Raw genomic sequence first — 18,552 nt, forward strand, 5'->3', positions numbered from 1 at the left:
CTTAAATACATAATGTTATTAATAAATTCAAAACTAACACATCAATTATACAATTTTATAAAGATATAATAATTCGAACTAATTCTTCTCCTATTAGGATGAAAAAAAATTCTACTTTTCTACATAACACCTCTTTTATTCTAACCCAAATTATATATATATCTATTTAACTATTAGTATATGTAATAGTATGAATAAATTCTCTTCGAATATTTTCATTAGATTTAAATAATCCTCCCAATGCAGTAGTATTTGTAGTACTTGTAATATCATGTATCCCTCTTGCTTTGACACAATAATGCACAGCATCGATAAATATTGCTACATTATTAGTATTCAATAACGTTTGTAATGCTAAAAAAATTTGTTGAGTTAATCGTTCTTGCAATTGCGGCCTCTTAGAAAAAAATTGTACTATTTTATTAATTTTTGATAAACCAATTACACTATTTTCTGGAATATATGATACAGTAGCTTTTCCATTAAAAATAATAAAATGATGTTCACATATACTAGTAATATTGATATTACGTACCGTAATCATCTCATTTATTTTCATTGTATTTTTTATAACTGAAATTTTAGGAAAATTTGAATAATCTAACCCAGAAAAAATTTCTTCCACATACATTTTTGCAATACGTTTTGGAGTATGAAAAAGACTATCATTGTTTAAATTTAACTTAAGAAGATACATAATAGCTGCCATATGATCTTCAATTTGATTCATACGAATTCTATTATCTATATCTAATTCAATTACAGGATTTTCCAATCCTTGAATTAACAAAGCATCTCGTACCAACAACGCCTCTTGAGTTAATGTAGACATATAATTTTCTCTAAATAATTTTTGTTACTAGTATACAAAAATAATACACCCATACCTATTCTAATTAATAGTATTATAATATTAATCAAAATAATTAATTTCTCTAAAATTTAGAACAATTCACGAATAAATATGCAATAATTATTTTTCAAAATACATAAAATACCAAAAAATTTTATTTAATAAAAAGATATCTGTTGCTAAAGTTGAGTTTTTTAAAATTTTATATATAATTTATATATCATGATATTAACGATGACACGTATAATACAGGTAGTCATACATGTTTAAAATAAACGCTGAATTACGTATTGCCATAAAAACGGCTGGAGTCCGTCGTTTACGAAATCAAGAAAAATGTCCAGCTATCATTTATTATAAAAATAAAAAATTTGAAAATTTACCTATTATATTAAACAATAAAGACATTCAACATCCAAATTCTATCATTCATTTTTACAAAAATAATATTTTAAAATTAAATATACAAAACAAATCAATAGTTCAGGTGCAAATAAAAGAAATACAATATCATCCTTATCGATCAAAAATTATTCATATAGATTTTATGTGTTTTAAATATAATTAAAATCAAATTAAATAACCAAAAATGCATTCAGATTACTAATCTGCACTAAATTTAATTAAATAATTAATACACCTCAATATATACCTTAATTCTCAATTTAAAAAATAAAATAAACTTTTTTCTAAATAATAAAAGACTAAAAATAGTACAATTGTAAGTTAAATTACACCATACAAAGTATTGCTGCGCTACTTTTTACATAACTATATGAATTTTTCTATTTTTATTTTATTCTTTCTACGTAAAAAAATGTGTATTATCGACATATACCTCGATTTAATAACAACTATACCATGTGAAGGGTATTGGCAAAAAATCTGAAATAAACCCTTTCATGCTGATTAAAATCAAAATATCATTTCAAATATACACAAAATAATAAAACTATATTTTTCCCACTCATAACGTTCTAAAGATAGTGTGATAAGTTTAGTTAATAACAAAGTAGGGGAAATTCCTGTTGCTTCCCATAGTTTAGGATACATACTATGACTAGTAAATCCAGGTAAGGTATTAACTTCATTAATAATAATTTGATTATTTAATGTTAAAAACATATCTATTCGAGCCATTCCAGAGCAACTTAAAGTTTGAAATGCACATATAGAATAATGTCTAACTTTATCACTAATTATATTAGTAATTAAGGCGGGGATTATCACCTCTGTTGTACTACTTATATATTTTTTATAATATGTATAAAATCCATTATCATTATTACTGTTAATAACAATCTCACCGCATACACTAGATATAGGATCATCATTACCTAAAACTGCACATTCCAACTCTCTTCCAACGATACACGGTTCTACCATTATTTTATCACCATATGCAAATGCCACATCTAATGCTTTATTAAAAACATTTTGATTAGTAACCTTTGATACGCCTATTGAAGAACCTTGATTTACTGGTTTAATAAAAAAAGGTAATCCAAACATATTATAAAAACTAACAAAAGTTATATTTGATCTTTCATAATGTGAAAAAGTTTTAAACGAAGCTACTGGTAATCCTGAATCACGTAACAAACGCTTAGTGATAGTTTTATCCATGCAAATAGAAGATCCTAAAATACTTGAACCAACATAAGGTAAATTCATAATACGTATTAGTCCTTGTAAAGATCCATCTTCTCCGAATGAACCATGAATTATCGGGAAAATCACATCAATTTTCAATAAAGCACTAGTAATATCATCAGTAAAAAAAACAAATCTACCAGAAAATTGTTTTATCATCACTGGAATATATTTATTCTTCTGCTCTCTAGAATCAGAAAAAATATTTCTAGATACATCATTATATATAATATACCAACCCCCATGTTTACTAATCCAAAACACAACTATCTCAAAAAGATTTTTATCAATATGTTGCATGATATAAGCTGCTGATTGTAATGAAACCTCATGTTCTGTTGAACATCCACCACAAATTAATCCAACTCGTAATATATTAAAATTAATCTCCATATATACAAAATTGTTTAAACCCCATGTACATTTCGGTATTATATAATATCTTCAACTATTGATTAAGTTCTAAGGTTTATAAAGAAAAACAAAGAAGCAAAAAAATTTAATGGTTTTTAAATTAATTAAGCTTCTTTGTTTTTCTTTATAAACCACACAACACTGCAATACTTTTCTTTCTCTTTCTCAAGAGATTATTAAAAACTTCATCTAATTAAAACAAATAAGATAATCCTACCGCAAACATATCATCAGTACAAATTTTTGCAGCAGTAGTAAAATCATTTTTAACTAAAAGATTTAACCTATAATCCATAGTAGCAGAAATTTTCTTATTAAATAAATAGCTACTACCTAAGGTCACATATTTTTTAAGATAATTTCCATACCCGTTATCTAAATCACTAGCTTTTGAGTGTAAATAAGATATTGAAGGTGTCAACCCGCAATTAAATCTATATTGAGCTATAACTGACACATTTCTTGTTTTATTAGCGAAACCATACATACTTTCTGGATTTAAAACTTCATCAAAGTTCCCAAAAGGAGTCATATTATAAGTTTCTCCATAAACAGCAGCGATATACGCTCCGTAAGCATCATATTTAACACCAACATAATATGCTTCAGCAGGATCTTCATTACTACAATCACTATCTAAGCTCCTCTGATCAAAAGTACGATTACTATTCGCATAAACTACAGAAGCAGCCATTCCATTGTTTAAATGATAAGACGCAGAAATTCCGTAACCTTCTCCATTAGAGGTTTTTACTGTTCGTCCTGTTGCTTTATTAGTATTATTTTCTCCTTGATATTGAACAGCAAAATTTAATCCATTTAATAAACCAAAGAAATTACTATTACGATAAGTAATAACATTTGATGCTCGACCAGATAAAAAATTATCTGATAAAGACGTATCCCCTCCAAATTCTGAGGAAAAATCTGTCCAAGATTTTACATCATGCAATATTCCATAATTTCGACCATAATCAAAACTTCCAAAATTTCCAAGTTTAACTCCCAGATAACCTAAAAGTGCATGCCCATTATCTGCTAAATACATACCTTCCTCAACGTTTTTTAAAGGAAATTCATGCTCCCATCTTCCAAAACCCGAAATTTTATCTCCATTCAAATATGTTTCACCAAACAATCCATACCTCACAAATGAATAATTGCTACTACTATTATTAGAACTTTTTGAAAAATATTGTCCCCCTGATATATTCCCATACACATTTAATATATTTCCATTTTTGTTATAAATTTCAGAAGCACCAAAAGCACTTGTTGCTATAACCATAGTCGCAATCAAGTTAGCAAAACACCATAATTTCATATCCTATACCTCATCATAGAAAAACCTACATCTATTTATTAATAATTCACTTTTTATCTTCTTAATTAATTTTATTCTATTTGTATTCTTATCATACAAAAATTAGTGTACTAAAGTAACATATTCAATGCTCATTACATAACAATTCATATCATATCTTATCTTGCAATAAGATACAAATAATTCCTTAATTTTAACAGCTATTCTTAGTATACAGATACAACAAATTAAACAATTATTCAAATAAAATTTTTTGAAATCTGTAACATCCCTAAATACTTATTCCATTAACAATAAAATTACTACTTTTTTACATTATAAATACAACATCAATAATTATTATTTTATTTAATCACGACCACACCCACATTCCAATAATTTATTTTCTAGTTTTACAGACTTACCATGCACACTACTATACAATTACATAAAAATTTAATTATATATAGATCACAACATATATGATATCACATAATATTTACATTATTTATTACATTACTCTAATTAGAGTCTACTGATTCTACCACACGCTGCAATCCAACTACATGCTCATCACAAGCAGTACGAATTAACATAACCCCTTTAGTATTACGTTTAATAATATTAACTTCAGAAACACGAATACGCACTAATCGACCAGCATCAGTAATTATCATTATTTGATCATCATGGCTAACTTGCACAGCTCCTACTACATTGCCATTTCTTTCTGTAACTTTAATAGAAATTACCCCTTTAGTAGAACGAGATTTTAATGGATATTCCGATTGATCTGTGCGTTTACCAAATCCATTTTTAGTTATAGTTAATATAGAACTTTTATTTTTCGGTATAATTAAAGATACTACTCGATCTCCTTGCAACAAATGAATACCTTTAACCCCAACTGCTGAACGCCCCATACTACGCACCTGAGTTTCCTTAAATCTCACAACCTTACCATAAGCAGTAAATAACATAACTTCATTATTCCCGTCTGTCACATCAGCTCCGATCAATTCATCACCTACATTAAGATTAAGCGCAATAATACCAACATTTCTAGGTCGACTAAATTCCATAAGCGCAGTTTTTTTTACAAATCCACTGCTAGTAGCCATAAATACTTGATGTCCCTTTGTATACTTTTGAATCGGCAAAATAGTAGTAATGCGTTCATTTACGTCTAAAGGTAATAAATTAATAATTGGTCGGCCACGTGAACTACGTTTTACTTCCGGTAAGCGATATACTTTCATCCAATATATGCGACCATAATTAGAAAATAATAAAACAGTATCATGAGTATTTGCTATGAGCAACTGAGTAATAAAATCTTCTTCCTTTATACGAGTAGTTAATTTCCCTTTTCCTCCTCGTTTTTGTGCTTCATAATCAGTTAATGGTTGATACTTAACATACCCTTGATAAGACAATGTTACGACAACATCCCTTTGATTAATTAAATTTTCTACATCAATACTAGGAATAGTATTATTAATTTCAGTCCGACGGATATCGCTGTATTCTTCCTTAATAGAAACTAATTCTTGACGAATTACATCCATTAACGAACTTTTATTCTTCAAGGTAAAAATCAATTTTTCCATTTTCTTTAATAAAGAATCATATTCTACTAATAATTTATCATGTTCTAAGGTAGTAAGTTTATGTAATCGTAAATCTAAAATAGCCCGTGCCTGATTTTTAGTGAAATAACATTCATTATTTTTGGTAAAATTATTTTTATCTAACCACTCCGAATTTAATAAATCAATAGATATTGACTTTCTCATATTTGTGACATCATTTGCCCTCCAAGATTGAGATGTTAAAATACAACCAGCATTAAAAGCACTATTAGAACGACGAATTACTTCAATTACAATATCTATATTAGATAAAGCTATTACTAACCCCTCTAAAACATGAATGCGGTTACTAGCTTTTTTCAATTCAAATAAAATACGACGTGTTATAACGGAACGACGATGACATATAAAAGCAGATAAAATATCTTTTAACGACATTACTTTTGGTTGCCCATGATGTAAAGCAACCATATTAATCCCAAAAGATACTTGTAACTGCGTTAAAGAATATAAATTATTCAATACTATTTCACTAATAGCATCATGCTTAATATCAATAACTACTCTCATTCCATCTTTATCAGATTCATCACGCAAACTATGTATACCATCAATACGTTTTGTTTTTACTAATTCTGCAATTTTTTCCAATAATTTAGATTTATTAACTTGATACGGAATTTCATATACTATTATAGATTCTCGTCCAGTCTTAACATCAGTATTAATTTCCGCTCTAGCTCGAATGTAAATTTTACCTTTACCTGTTTCATATGCTTTTTTCAGTTCGCTACAATCATTAATAACAGCAGCAGAAGGAAAATCTGGACCTGGTATGTGTTGCATCAATTCATCAATAGTAATATTTTCATTGTCAATAAATGCTAGACAACCATTAACTACTTCAGAAAGATTATGAGGTGGAATATTTGTAGCCATTCCCACAGCAATTCCAGACGATCCATTAATTAAAATATTCGGAATTCTGGCTGGCAATACCTCAGGAATTCGCTCAGTACCATCATAATTAAACTCATAATCAACTGTTTCTTTTTCTAAGTCAGATAATAATTCATTTGAAATTTTAGACATACGTATTTCCGTATAACGCATAGCAGCGGCTGAATCACCATCTACTGACCCAAAATTTCCCTGACCATCAATTAAAACATAACGCATTAAAAAAGGTTGCGCCATACGAACAATGGTATCATATACCGCTGAATCACCATGAGGATGATATTTACCTATAACGTCTCCCACTATTCTAGCAGATTTTTTATAATTTTTATTCCAATAATTCCCAAGAATCTGCATAGCAAACAGTACCCGACGATGTACCGGTTTTAATCCATCTCTAACATCTGGTAAAGCTCGTCCTATAATTACAGACATAGCATAATCTAAATAAGAACGTTTTAATTCTTCTTCTATATAAACTTGTGTAATTTCTTTAGCACGATCATTCATATAATAATATCCTTGTATATTATATATATATCTACATAATAAAACTATCCAAAAAAGTAACTCAGTATTATACTCTCGTTTACTTTTTAAAAACACATTAAAGACAATTTCCTGTTATTATTTAAGATAAATTTATATTTTTAATAATATAAATAAGTACATTTTTATAGTTTGAAGTTATCAATAAAACAACATACTACGAAATAAATAACTTAACAAAAATACAAGTTTAATTAATTTAATACAAAAATATTATGAACAAAAAAATCACTAAAAACTTAACAAAAAATATCGATCCTAAAGAAATTAAACGATTTAATCTATCTGCCTCACAATGGTGGAACACTAATGGTATATTTCAATCTTTACATCATATAAATAACACACGTTTACATTACATTATTAAATATAGCAATGGATTACATAAAAAAAAAATATTAGATATTGGGTGTGGAGGAGGGATTCTTTCAGAAAGCATGGCTAGAAAAGGAGCAAAAGTTACCGGATTAGATTACAGCTCTAATTCATTAAACATAGCTAAAAAACATGCCTTATCTCACAATCTAATAATTAATTATAAACTTGAAACAATAGAACAGCACTTACTCAATCATACTAATCATTACGATATTATAACTTGTATGGAAGTTTTAGAACACGTACCTAACCCATTGGAAATAATTAATGCTTGTTCTTCCATGATTAAAATAGGAGGGTCAATATTTTTTTCTACATTAAACCGAACTCTAAAAGCATGGTTATTAGTTATAATTGGCGCTGAATATATTTTTAACCTCATTCCTAAGGGGACTCATACCTTGGAAAGGTTTATCACGCCATCAGAACTACTTGATTGGATCGATATAACTAAATTAGAAGCAAACAATATCTCTGGAATATACTATAACCCATTTACTTACAATTGTATGATTACACAAGATATAAGCGTAAACTATATATTACATACACAACGAACACTATAATTTAAAACAATAACGTTATTTACTATTAATTTTTATACACATGAATATATGTCTATTACAAACAACACATATAATATTATTATTTTATAATTCACAAAATACAATAAATAATTATTGATTCTATAATGCTATCAACCAAAAATTTAATTAAATAATGATACAATTTATTTAATTAAATTTATTACAATTTTTATATAAATACTTGTTCTACACCTACTATAACAATAGTAAAAATTATTTTATATTTAAAAAGCAATAACATATGATTAAATAACTAAAAAAATTTAAACTACTTCCTCATCAATATAAAATTTTACTTGATTAAATTAACATTATTAATTATTTATTAATATATAACTAAATAAGGAAATATATCAGTATGAATCAAACTTTACTAGTTACTAAACGAGATGGACATCATGAGCCTATTAATTTAGAAAAAATTCATCGCGTAATTAATTGGGCAGCTCAAGGTTTAGAAAAAATTTCAGTTTCACAAGTTGAATTACGTTCTCATATACAATTTTACAATGGAATAAAAACTTCTGATATTCAAGAAACTATTATCAAAGCAGCTGCAGATTTAATCTCTAAAGAAGAACCAGATTATCAATATTTAGCAGCGCGTTTATCAGTATTTCACCTACGTAAAAAAGCATATGGACAATTTGAACCACCTAAACTTTATGATCACGTATTACGACTTGTAAAAATTGGCAAATACGACAAACATTTACTAAACGATTATACTCATAACGAATTTGAACAAATGGATACATTTATCGATCATTGGAGAGATATGAATTTTTCATATGCTGCAATTAAACAACTAGAAGGAAAATATTTAGTTCAAAATCGAGTAACTGGAGAAATTTACGAAAGTGCTCAATTCTTATATATATTAACCGCAGCATGTTTATTTGCTAAATATCCTAAAAATACTAGAATGGACTATATAAAAAAATTTTATAATGCAATATCAACATTTAAAATTTCTTTAGCAACTCCCATTATGTCTGGAGTACGTACTCCAACACGACAATTTAGTTCTTGTGTATTGATTGAATGCGATGACAGTCTTGACTCTATTAATGCTACATCTAGTGCCATTGTAAAATATGTTGCACAACGTGCAGGGATCGGTATTAACGCTGGGCGAATTAGAGCAATAGGTAGTCCGATACGAAATGGAGAAGCATTTCATACAGGATGTATCCCTTTTTATAAACATTTTCAAACAGCTGTTAAATCATGTTCTCAAGGAGGAGTAAGAGGTGGAGCAGCCACTTTATTTTACCCTATCTGGCATTTAGAGATTGAAAACCTATTAGTTCTAAAAAATAATAGAGGGGTAGAATCTAATAGAATACGACATTTAGATTATGGAGTTCAAATTAATAAATTAATGTATCAACGCCTTATAACAGGAAAACATATCACATTATTTAGTCCAGCTGATGTGCCAGATCTATATGAATCTTTTTTTTCCGATCAAAATTTATTTGATTATTTATATCACAAATACGAAAATGATCATAAAATCCGACAATTAAAAATTAAAGCAATAGAATTATTTTCTTTAATGATGCAAGAACGCGCTTCTACCGGAAGAATTTATATTCAACATACAGACCATTGTAATACTCATAGTCCGTTTAATAGCGCTCTTGCTCCAATTCGTCAATCTAATTTATGCTTGGAAATAACATTGCCAACTAAACCATTAAATAATATTAATGATACGAATGGAGAAATAGCTCTATGCACATTATCTGCTTTTAATCTCGGTAACCTCAACAATTTAGATGATTTATCTGAACTTTCCACTTTAATCGTACGTGCACTAGATGCCTTATTAGATTATCAAAGCTACCCTGTATTAGCTGCTCAATACAGCGCTAAAAATCGTCGATCTTTAGGAATAGGAGTAATCAATTATGCCTATTATTTAGCAAAACATGGAGTACGCTACTCAGATGGCAGCGCAAATACACTAACTCACCACACATTTGAAGCTATTCAATATTATTTATTAAAAGCTTCTAATTTGTTAGCTAAAGAAAAAGGGGCATGCGCATGGTTTGATGATACGTCATACGCACAAGGAATTTTACCTATTGACACATATAAAAAAGATCTAGATTATATAATTAGTGAGCCATTACGCTATAATTGGGAAGAATTACGTAATCAAATTAAACAATATGGATTAAGAAATTCTACTGTGTCCGCGTTGATGCCATCAGAAACTTCTTCACAAATTTCTAACTCTACAAATGGCATTGAACCTCCAAGAGGCTATATTAGCATAAAGGCATCAAAAGATGGTATCTTACGTCAAGTAGTGCCAAATTGTGAAAAATTAGCATCTAATTACGAATTACTATGGAATATCCCAAATAATCAAGGTTACTTAGAATTAGTAGGTATTATGCAAAAATTTATCGATCAATCTATCTCAACTAACATGAATTATGATCCATCTTGTTTTCCAGAATCTAAAGTACCAATTAAACAATTATTATCCGATCTATTATATGCATATAAATTAGGTATTAAAACATTGTATTATCACAATACTCGAGATGGATTTTCAGAAACACAAAAAAAAATAGAGTATAATAATAATCATCAACCAAATACCTGTGCAAGCGATGCTTGTATCATGTAAAATACTTCTTATTTTATAACATTCAATACACAACAGACAGGATAGTATGATGTACACAACTTTTTCTAGAAAAAAAAATAATCAACTCTTAGAGCCAATGTTTTTAGGACAACCAGTGAATATTGTCCGATTCGACCAGCAAAAACATATCATTTTCGAAAAATTGATCGAAAAACAACTATCTTTTTTTTGGAGACCAGAAGAAATAGATATTTCTAAAGACCGAATAGACTACCAATCTCTTCCTGATCATGAAAAACATATTTTTATTAGTAACTTAAAATACCAAACATTACTAGATTCTATACAAGGCAGAAGTCCAAATATCGCTTTATTACCTTTAATTTCTATTCCTGAATTAGAAACTTGGGTAGAAACTTGGTCATTTTTTGAAACTATTCATTCTCGTTCTTATACCCATATTATTCGTAATATTGTAACTCATCCATCTTCAGTGTTTGATGATATTGTAACCAACAAAGAAATTTTAAAACGAGCAAAAGACATCTCAATATATTATGATGATCTAATTAAATTAACTAATTACTATCATATTTTAGGACCAGGAATACATACAATAAACAAAAATATTGTTGCCGTAAACTTGCATGAATTAAAGAAAAAATTATATTTATGTTTGATTAGTATTAACGTGTTAGAAGCTATTCGGTTTTATGTAAGTTTTGCTTGCTCTTTTGCATTTGCAGAACGCAAACTAATGGAAGGTAATGCTAAGATTATACGTTTTATCGCTCGAGATGAATCTTTACATCTTAGCGCAACTCAGCATATACTGAACTTAATGCAATCTGGAGCAGATGATCCAGAAATGGCTGAAATTAGCCTCATGTATCAGTCAGAAAGTTATAATTTATTTTTAATGGCCGCAGAACAAGAAAAAATGTGGGCTCATTATTTATTTAAAGATGGATCCATGATAGGATTAAATAAAGAGATATTATGTCAATATATTGAATATATCACAAATATACGTATGCAAGCAATTGGATTGAAAGCCCCTTTTCATATTAAGGCTAATGTAATACCCTGGATTAATTCATGGTTGGTATCAGATAACGTTCAAGTTGCGCCTCAAGAAGTAGAATCAAGTTCTTATTTGGTAGGTCAAATCAATACTCAAATTAATGATGATGAATTTAATAATTTTCAATTATAAAATTATTATTATAAATGCACACATATCTCATAACATACACTTCATCTATAATAATATTAGATTTCAATCTTTATTAGAAGCATTAGAATATCACAAAATACCTACAAATTATCAATGCAGATCTGGGTATTGTGGAAGCTGTCGGGTTAATTTAATACAAGGACAAATCAAATATCACTCTCAACCTTTAGCGTCTAGTTTTTCCTCTAAAGAAATCTTTATTTGTTCTTGCTTCCCTGAGCAAGATATCATCATAAAAATATAATGTTTATCGAAAATAAACAAATACCACGCAAATTACTGATTCATTTCATATTATAACTTGTTTTAAAAATATAAAATTCTATTTTTTATAAATAATATAAAAAATTTATTTATTATTCCTCAAAATAACTAATGTATATTACTATTTATGACAGAATTACATTGACTGAATTAAACAAATTATAGATTGAGGATATAAACCACAATACAAGATAATAATCACCATGATTATTATCATCCACCCTTCTATTTTATAGATCCAATTAGAAAGAAAATTAAAATCAATAGCAATATTACTTCTCTTCATAGAATAATCACGGAATAAATTAGCCATAATTTTTAAATAAAAACACATACTAATAATACTACTAATTATTATAAAAGTAGTAAGTATCCATAATTTACTACTTACTCCTAATAATAATAAGTAAAATTTACCAATAAAACCAAAAGTTAAAGGAATCCCTGCCAATGATAATATTATTATTGTAAACATTACTGATAATACAGGTGACTTCCAAAATAAACCATCATATAAATAAATTAAATCTGAGTCTTTATTATCCTTTTCTACGCACGAGCCTGATACCATATTAATTATTCCGAATACTCCTATATTAGCGATTAAATAACTTATAAGATACACATGAATAGCTTCTTGAGCTATCACAGTATTAATATATAATGTACTTAACATTGCTAACAAATACCCTGAATTAGTTATTGAAGCATAGGCTAAAATACGCTTAATACTCCTTTGTTGTATAGCCATAATACTACCAAACAACATAGACAAACATGCTGAACTTAACAAAAAAATATAAAGTATTTCATTATATTGATCTGGTAAGATTAAAAAAAATCGGATTAATGCAGAAACTACAGCAACTTTACTACCAGTAGCTAAATACATAGATACCGAAGAAGATGCTCCTTGATATACATCAGGAACCCATACATGAAATGGAACGAAAGATAATTTAAAACCAATCCCTACCATCATCATTGATAATCCTATAACTATCAATAACATCGGAGATAGCTGATAACATGTAATTTTAGTATTACTATAAGTTAACATTAATTCTTTAATCTCAATAAAAGATAAAGACCCAGATCCACAATATATAAAAGCTATCCCAAATAATAAAAAAGATGATGAAACTCCAGATAATATAATATATTTAATACCTGATTCTATAGATCGTTTCTGAAAAACAGAATAACTAATCAACCCACACATAGGAATAGAAACTAATTCAATTCCTAAAAATAATATTACTAAATGATTTGTAATAGTTAACAATACCCCCCCCATAGTAGACAATAATAGTAATAAATAAAACTCATCTCTTCGATCATTTGGATAAGATAATAACCATGAATATCCTGATATAACGCTAGCTAAGCTTGAAAATACCACTAATACTGTATGCAATATAGAAAAATTATCAACATAAACCAACTGAAAAATATTTGAATTTTCTTGAATGTTATTTTTGGTCGATACCATCATATTGAAAGATAACACTACTGATACAATCAATCCAACTACTGTTACTATAGCATGCTTCAAATTTCCTCTATTCCATGCTATGGATAACATAATAACAATAATTGTTATACCTATAATCAATATAGGTAATAAAATTACCATATTATCCCAACAATTTTTTATCATAATAAAAATTACTATCCTTATTTTTTATAAAATTCAAATGTAACAATTATCACGTACGGTCATATTTTTGCAATCGCATATATATATACTGCGTAGTTTTATATGAAGTATCTAAAATAAATTGAGGAAATAATCCAATTAAAAAAATACACATAAGTAATACTATGCTGATCAATTTTTCACGAAATCCTATATTCACAGAAAACCCACGTATTTTTGATGGAAAACCATAATATACTTTTTGCATTAAAATCAAAGAATAAATAGATGAAAATAATATACTAACTAAAGCAGCTATTATCGCAATAAACGGAGCAGTCTGAAAAATTCCAAACAAAATTATTGCCTCCCCAACAAAATTTCCAGTTCCGGGAATACCTAACATCGCAACTACAAAACATAAAGAAAAAACAGGAATAAAATTTATATTATTCCATAAACCACCAATTTCAGTAATATTGCGAGTATTAAATCGTTCATACAGTTGTCCAGATATCATAAACATTCCAGCAGCAGATACACTACATGAAATCATGTGTATAATAGCTCCTTGATAAGACAAATGATTATTGCTATAAATTGCAATTAATATTAATCCCATATGAGATATATTTGCATATGCAATTATTTTCTTAATATCAGTTTGAGCGCAAGCCATCCAAGACCCATAACAAATATTTAATAATCCTAAAAGCATCGCAACCAAAGAAAAATCTTGAGCAGCACAAGGACAAAATGGTAAAACAAACCTAAAAAAACCATAAATCGATGTTTTCAATAAAATACCCACTAAATCTACTGATCCCATTATAGGAGAAAAACTATGAACTTCTGGTAACCAAGAATGAAAAGGGACAATTGGCATTTTTATTGCAAAGGATAAAAAAAAACCCAACATAAAACAATATTCGATATTTCTTGGCAATTTGACTTGTAATAAAGTATCGTAATCAAATGACCAAAATCCATTCATTTGATAATTAAAATAGGAAATTATTACAATAGATACTAACATACATAAGCCACTAAATTGAGCATAAATAAAAAATTTAGTAGCAGAAATAACTCGTAGGTTTTTACTTTTAAACTCAATATACCCCCACTCAGAAATTAGAAAATACATCGGAATTAATGTAATTTCCCAGAAAAAAAAGAATAAAAACATATCTATTGATAAAACAGCTCCAATTCCACTACCTAAAAGACACAATAAATTTAAGTAAAATAAACCTTGCGAGCGCTGATGACAATCTACATTACTATTCCAAGCCCCTAATACAGCTACAAACCCTAAAATTCCAGATAACATTAGCATTAACAACGATAACCCATCTAATGCTAAATGAAAATTAATCCCAAATCTTGGAATCCAATCTGCTATATATTCTAACTGCCATAAAGAAGTAGGCTGATTCATTATTACAAACTTACTGAAAAGCAAATTAAAACACTCTATTTGACATAACCATAATATTGAACTAATTAGTAATACTATACTTACTCCTAATAAAGCGACCCATCTAGGAGCAAACACACTAATCTGTTCTAATTGCCAAGATAATAAACCGAAAATAAACGGAATTAATACTATAGTTAATAATAACATTATATTTTATCAATCCCCTCTCCTGTAAATATATATAAATTGTATAATTAATATCTATTATTATACTTCTATATATGTCACATATTTAAATTCATTAAAAGCACAAGCAATGAAATTATTGCTCCAACATTCATTAATAATATATACCAATGTATTTTTCTACTTTCAATATATATTAAGCATCGACCTAACCAATCACAAAAAGATGCACACATATTTATTCCCATTCCAATAAAATCATCATAATAAAATAATTTATTTACTATATAAGCATACGGCCTTACAAATATTCTTTTATATAACCAATCTATCCCCCATCCATAATGACACAATAAAACTAAATACCGTGTTATCAGTTCTGATGATAATTGACCTTTAAATATAACCATATTCCATGTTCTATACATATCATTATTAAACCAAAATACATATGCTATCCACATCCCTAAAAATACTAAAATTTCAGAAGTCATAAGAAAATATATTTTTTCATTATCAAACATATAAAAATCATTATTATCGATACTACCTAATAAAAATAATGGTATTTTTATTCCTACAACTGTAGATAAAATTAATAAAATAACTAAAGGCAAATACTGACTGATCTCGAAACTAACCTTAGGATTAATCAACTGTTTTCCATGAAAAATTATAAAAATCATACGAAAAATATAGATAGGAGTTAAAAAAACTCCTATCATTCCTAAAATTAAAAAAAAATAATTATGATTATCAAATATATTTAATAAAATTATTTTTTTAGAAAAAAAACCAGAAGTTAACATAGGGAATCCAGATAACGAAGCTCCTCCTACTAAAAAACAAATATAAAGGAAAGGCATTGATTGAAATAACCCCCCCATTTTAAAAATATTCTGCTCATCTTTACATGCTCGTATTAACGACCCTGCTGATAAAAATAATAAAGCTTTAAAAAAAGCATGAGTTGTTAAATGATAAAACGCTCCATCCCAATTTTTTTCTCCTAACGCTAAAAACATATATCCTATTTGACTTATAGTAGAATAAGCTAAAATTTTTTTAATATTACTCTGAAACAACGCAGAACAACTAGCTATAACTAAAGTAATTGCTCCTACTAGACTCACCGCCCACAAAATATATGAATTAACTAAAAAAAAATCATTTAAACGATAAATTAAATATACTCCAGCGGTCACCATAGTAGCAGAATGAATTAAAGCAGATACTGGAGTGGGGCCAACCATAGCACTCACTAACCACGTTTGTAAAGGAAATTGAGCTGACTTAGTTACAGTTCCTATTACAAAAAAAACAGAAACCCAAGAAGATAAGGTAGTTGATAAACATTGTGGAGACAATTTCAGTAATTTATCTAAACTTAATGTATGATATTGATCATACAGCATAAATAACGCACACATTATACATATATCTCCAAATCGAGTAACAATAAATGCCTTTAATGCTTTATATCCATTTCCAGGATTTAAATAATAAAAACCTATTAATAAATAACTACACAAACCTACTCCTTCCCATCCAAAATACATTAATAATAAATTATCCGAAAGTATTAACAGAATCATATTAAATATAAATAAATTAATATAAATAAAATAACGAGAATATCCTTCTAGACCCCGCATATACCCAACAGAATATATTGAGATTATAAAACCAACTCCAGTAATTATAGATAGCATTAACAAAGACAAACGATCTAATCGAAATGCTATTTTCATATTCATATTATCTATTTTAAACCATGAACATAACTCCCGAACAATCATAAAATCAGCAGCATTATCATAAAAATGATAATAAAAATTAAATATTAAAAACACAGTAACACATGCCGATATTCCGATCCCACCCCCTCCTATTATAGCAATAATATTCTGTCCAAATTTTCTTTGAAATGCTACTAATATAAAAAAACTTAATAATGGGAATAACATGGTTAAAATAAATACATTCATTTACATATCTCAATTTTTAAATTATCTCATCAGTATTTAATGTCCCATAACGCCGATATAAATGTAATAACAACGCTAATGACACTGCTGACTCAGAAGCAGCCACAGTAATAATTAACATATACATAATTTGACCATACTCTTGACCTAAATACGTGCCTACTACTACAAACGCTAAAGCTGCAGAATTAATAACAATTTCTAATCCTAATAACATGAAAAAAAAATTCTTCTTGATTATCACTCCCAATAATCCTAATACAAATAAAATAATAGATAAAGATAATCCATGTGATAAAGGAATCATTTACTTATTTTTCTTATTATTATTAATAAAAACAACATTATCAAAACAAGTTTTACTTTCTTGAGCTATATGTAATACAGAAATTAATGCCCCCAATAACAACAACGACGCTATTTCTACAACTAAAATATACTCTCCATTTCCTCCAAATAAAGTAATACCAATCTGTTTAACAGATATTGCTCCATTTTTTATATTAATAAAACAATTGTCTATTCTACCAATAGAATATAATAAAACAAATAATAAACTACTCATGAAAAGTGATACACCTAAATTAAATTTCTTCAATAAAAATGACTCACCTGTTTTATTATCAAAATTTATAGTAACACTATCTATATCAAGCATCATTATTACAAACAAAAAAAGAACCATAATTGCACCAGCATAAACAATAACTTCTATAGCTCCAACAAAAGAAGCTTTTAAAGAAAATAAATTCAATGATACAGATAACAACGAAAGAACTAAATATAATAATGAATGCACTGTATTATTATTAAAAATCACACAAATAGTCGCCAATATTGATACACACCCAGATATATAAAACAAAACAACCATCATATTTTAATTATCTCCTTATTATAATAATGATATTTAATTAA

The 18,552-nt window shown here is 27.8% G+C and carries 14 protein-coding genes; 5 read left to right on the forward strand and 9 right to left on the reverse strand.

Annotation, left to right across the window (positions count from 1 at the left end; genetic code table 11):
• Nucleotides 1–166: 166 nt before the first annotated feature.
• The gene (gene folE, locus BVAF_RS02350; RefSeq protein WP_013516784.1) at nucleotides 167–832 is read right to left on the reverse strand and encodes a GTP cyclohydrolase I FolE; all 666 of its coding nucleotides are present in this window, start codon (nucleotides 830–832) and stop codon (nucleotides 167–169) included.
• Nucleotides 833–1,115: 283 nt separating this feature from the next.
• Between folE and rplY the strand changes: the two genes are divergently transcribed.
• Nucleotides 1,116–1,421, forward strand: coding sequence for a 50S ribosomal protein L25 (rplY, locus tag BVAF_RS02355; RefSeq protein WP_013516785.1), 306 nt, complete (start codon nucleotides 1,116–1,118; stop codon nucleotides 1,419–1,421).
• A 347-nt stretch (nucleotides 1,422–1,768) separates the two neighbouring features.
• On the opposite strand, the gene BVAF_RS02360 is transcribed toward rplY, so the two are convergent.
• From BVAF_RS02360 to gyrA, 3 genes are all read right to left on the reverse strand, one after another.
• Nucleotides 1,769–2,899, reverse strand: coding sequence for a D-alanine--D-alanine ligase family protein (locus BVAF_RS02360; protein ID WP_013516786.1), 1,131 nt, complete (start codon nucleotides 2,897–2,899; stop codon nucleotides 1,769–1,771).
• A 214-nt stretch (nucleotides 2,900–3,113) separates the two neighbouring features.
• Nucleotides 3,114–4,244 carry a porin OmpC gene (locus BVAF_RS02365; protein ID WP_013516787.1) on the reverse strand — a complete coding sequence of 377 codons (1,131 nt, stop codon included), beginning with the start codon at nucleotides 4,242–4,244 and terminating at the stop codon, nucleotides 3,114–3,116.
• A 500-nt stretch (nucleotides 4,245–4,744) separates the two neighbouring features.
• Complete coding sequence (gyrA, locus tag BVAF_RS02370; protein ID WP_013516788.1) at nucleotides 4,745–7,285, reverse strand: DNA gyrase subunit A; 2,541 nt, start codon at nucleotides 7,283–7,285, stop codon at nucleotides 4,745–4,747.
• 254 nt (nucleotides 7,286–7,539) lie between these two features.
• Here gyrA and ubiG point away from each other — a divergent pair, with 254 nt between their 5' ends.
• The 4 genes from ubiG to yfaE all read left to right on the forward strand — a co-directional run bounded on the left by ubiG (nucleotide 7,540) and on the right by yfaE (nucleotide 12,381).
• Nucleotides 7,540–8,268: a bifunctional 2-polyprenyl-6-hydroxyphenol methylase/3-demethylubiquinol 3-O-methyltransferase UbiG gene (ubiG, locus tag BVAF_RS02375; protein WP_013516789.1), complete on the forward strand. Its 729-nt coding sequence runs from the start codon at nucleotides 7,540–7,542 to the stop codon at nucleotides 8,266–8,268.
• A gap of 379 nt (nucleotides 8,269–8,647) precedes the next feature.
• On the forward strand, nucleotides 8,648–10,939 hold the full coding sequence (gene nrdA / locus BVAF_RS02380; RefSeq protein ID WP_013516790.1) for a class 1a ribonucleoside-diphosphate reductase subunit alpha: 2,292 nt from the start codon (nucleotides 8,648–8,650) through the stop codon (nucleotides 10,937–10,939).
• A gap of 46 nt (nucleotides 10,940–10,985) precedes the next feature.
• On the forward strand, nucleotides 10,986–12,116 hold the full coding sequence (nrdB, locus tag BVAF_RS02385) for a class Ia ribonucleoside-diphosphate reductase subunit beta (protein ID WP_013516791.1): 1,131 nt from the start codon (nucleotides 10,986–10,988) through the stop codon (nucleotides 12,114–12,116).
• Nucleotides 12,091–12,381, forward strand: a complete 291-nt coding sequence (gene yfaE, locus BVAF_RS02390) for a class I ribonucleotide reductase maintenance protein YfaE (RefSeq protein WP_013516792.1) — start codon at nucleotides 12,091–12,093, stop codon at nucleotides 12,379–12,381. The genes nrdB and yfaE overlap by 26 nt, the downstream gene beginning before the upstream one ends.
• Nucleotides 12,382–12,537: 156 nt before the next feature.
• On the opposite strand, the gene BVAF_RS02395 is transcribed toward yfaE, so the two are convergent.
• The 5 genes from BVAF_RS02395 to BVAF_RS02415 all read right to left on the reverse strand — a co-directional run bounded on the left by BVAF_RS02395 (nucleotide 12,538) and on the right by BVAF_RS02415 (nucleotide 18,511).
• On the reverse strand, nucleotides 12,538–14,061 hold the full coding sequence (locus tag BVAF_RS02395) for an NADH-quinone oxidoreductase subunit N (protein WP_013516793.1): 1,524 nt from the start codon (nucleotides 14,059–14,061) through the stop codon (nucleotides 12,538–12,540).
• A gap of 49 nt (nucleotides 14,062–14,110) precedes the next feature.
• The gene (locus tag BVAF_RS02400; RefSeq protein ID WP_013516794.1) at nucleotides 14,111–15,667 is read right to left on the reverse strand and encodes a complex I subunit 4 family protein; all 1,557 of its coding nucleotides are present in this window, start codon (nucleotides 15,665–15,667) and stop codon (nucleotides 14,111–14,113) included.
• Between the two features lie 77 nt (nucleotides 15,668–15,744).
• Nucleotides 15,745–17,634, reverse strand: a complete 1,890-nt coding sequence (gene nuoL / locus BVAF_RS02405) for an NADH-quinone oxidoreductase subunit L (RefSeq protein ID WP_013516795.1) — start codon at nucleotides 17,632–17,634, stop codon at nucleotides 15,745–15,747.
• A 16-nt stretch (nucleotides 17,635–17,650) separates the two neighbouring features.
• A complete protein-coding gene (gene nuoK / locus BVAF_RS02410) occupies nucleotides 17,651–17,941 on the reverse strand; it encodes an NADH-quinone oxidoreductase subunit NuoK (RefSeq protein ID WP_013516796.1) in 291 nt (96 codons plus the stop codon).
• The gene (locus BVAF_RS02415; protein ID WP_013516797.1) at nucleotides 17,942–18,511 is read right to left on the reverse strand and encodes an NADH-quinone oxidoreductase subunit J; all 570 of its coding nucleotides are present in this window, start codon (nucleotides 18,509–18,511) and stop codon (nucleotides 17,942–17,944) included. It abuts the gene before it with no gap.
• Nucleotides 18,512–18,552 lie beyond the last annotated feature (41 nt).

The organism is Candidatus Blochmanniella vafra str. BVAF (genome assembly GCF_000185985.2).
Lineage (GTDB): Bacteria > Pseudomonadota > Gammaproteobacteria > Enterobacterales > Enterobacteriaceae > Blochmanniella > Blochmanniella vafra.

Excerpts from the sequence above, each read along its gene's own strand:
- nuoK (WP_013516796.1), bottom strand. The coding sequence starts at position 17,941 with ATGATTCCTTTATCACATGGATTATCTTTATCTATTATTTTATTTGTA.
- nrdB (WP_013516791.1), top strand. The coding sequence starts at position 10,986 with ATGATGTACACAACTTTTTCTAGAAAAAAAAATAATCAACTCTTAGAG.
- yfaE (WP_013516792.1), top strand. The coding sequence starts at position 12,091 with ATGAATTTAATAATTTTCAATTATAAAATTATTATTATAAATGCACAC.
- BVAF_RS02415 (WP_013516797.1), bottom strand. The coding sequence starts at position 18,511 with ATGATGGTTGTTTTGTTTTATATATCTGGGTGTGTATCAATATTGGCG.
- gyrA (WP_013516788.1), bottom strand. The coding sequence starts at position 7,285 with ATGAATGATCGTGCTAAAGAAATTACACAAGTTTATATAGAAGAAGAA.
- folE (WP_013516784.1), bottom strand. The coding sequence starts at position 832 with ATGTCTACATTAACTCAAGAGGCGTTGTTGGTACGAGATGCTTTGTTA.
- BVAF_RS02395 (WP_013516793.1), bottom strand. The coding sequence starts at position 14,061 with ATGATAAAAAATTGTTGGGATAATATGGTAATTTTATTACCTATATTG.
- rplY (WP_013516785.1), top strand. The coding sequence starts at position 1,116 with ATGTTTAAAATAAACGCTGAATTACGTATTGCCATAAAAACGGCTGGA.
- BVAF_RS02360 (WP_013516786.1), bottom strand. The coding sequence starts at position 2,899 with ATGGAGATTAATTTTAATATATTACGAGTTGGATTAATTTGTGGTGGA.
- BVAF_RS02365 (WP_013516787.1), bottom strand. The coding sequence starts at position 4,244 with ATGAAATTATGGTGTTTTGCTAACTTGATTGCGACTATGGTTATAGCA.
- ubiG (WP_013516789.1), top strand. The coding sequence starts at position 7,540 with ATGAACAAAAAAATCACTAAAAACTTAACAAAAAATATCGATCCTAAA.
- nuoL (WP_013516795.1), bottom strand. The coding sequence starts at position 17,634 with ATGAATGTATTTATTTTAACCATGTTATTCCCATTATTAAGTTTTTTT.
- BVAF_RS02400 (WP_013516794.1), bottom strand. The coding sequence starts at position 15,667 with ATGTTATTATTAACTATAGTATTAATTCCGTTTATTTTCGGTTTATTA.
- nrdA (WP_013516790.1), top strand. The coding sequence starts at position 8,648 with ATGAATCAAACTTTACTAGTTACTAAACGAGATGGACATCATGAGCCT.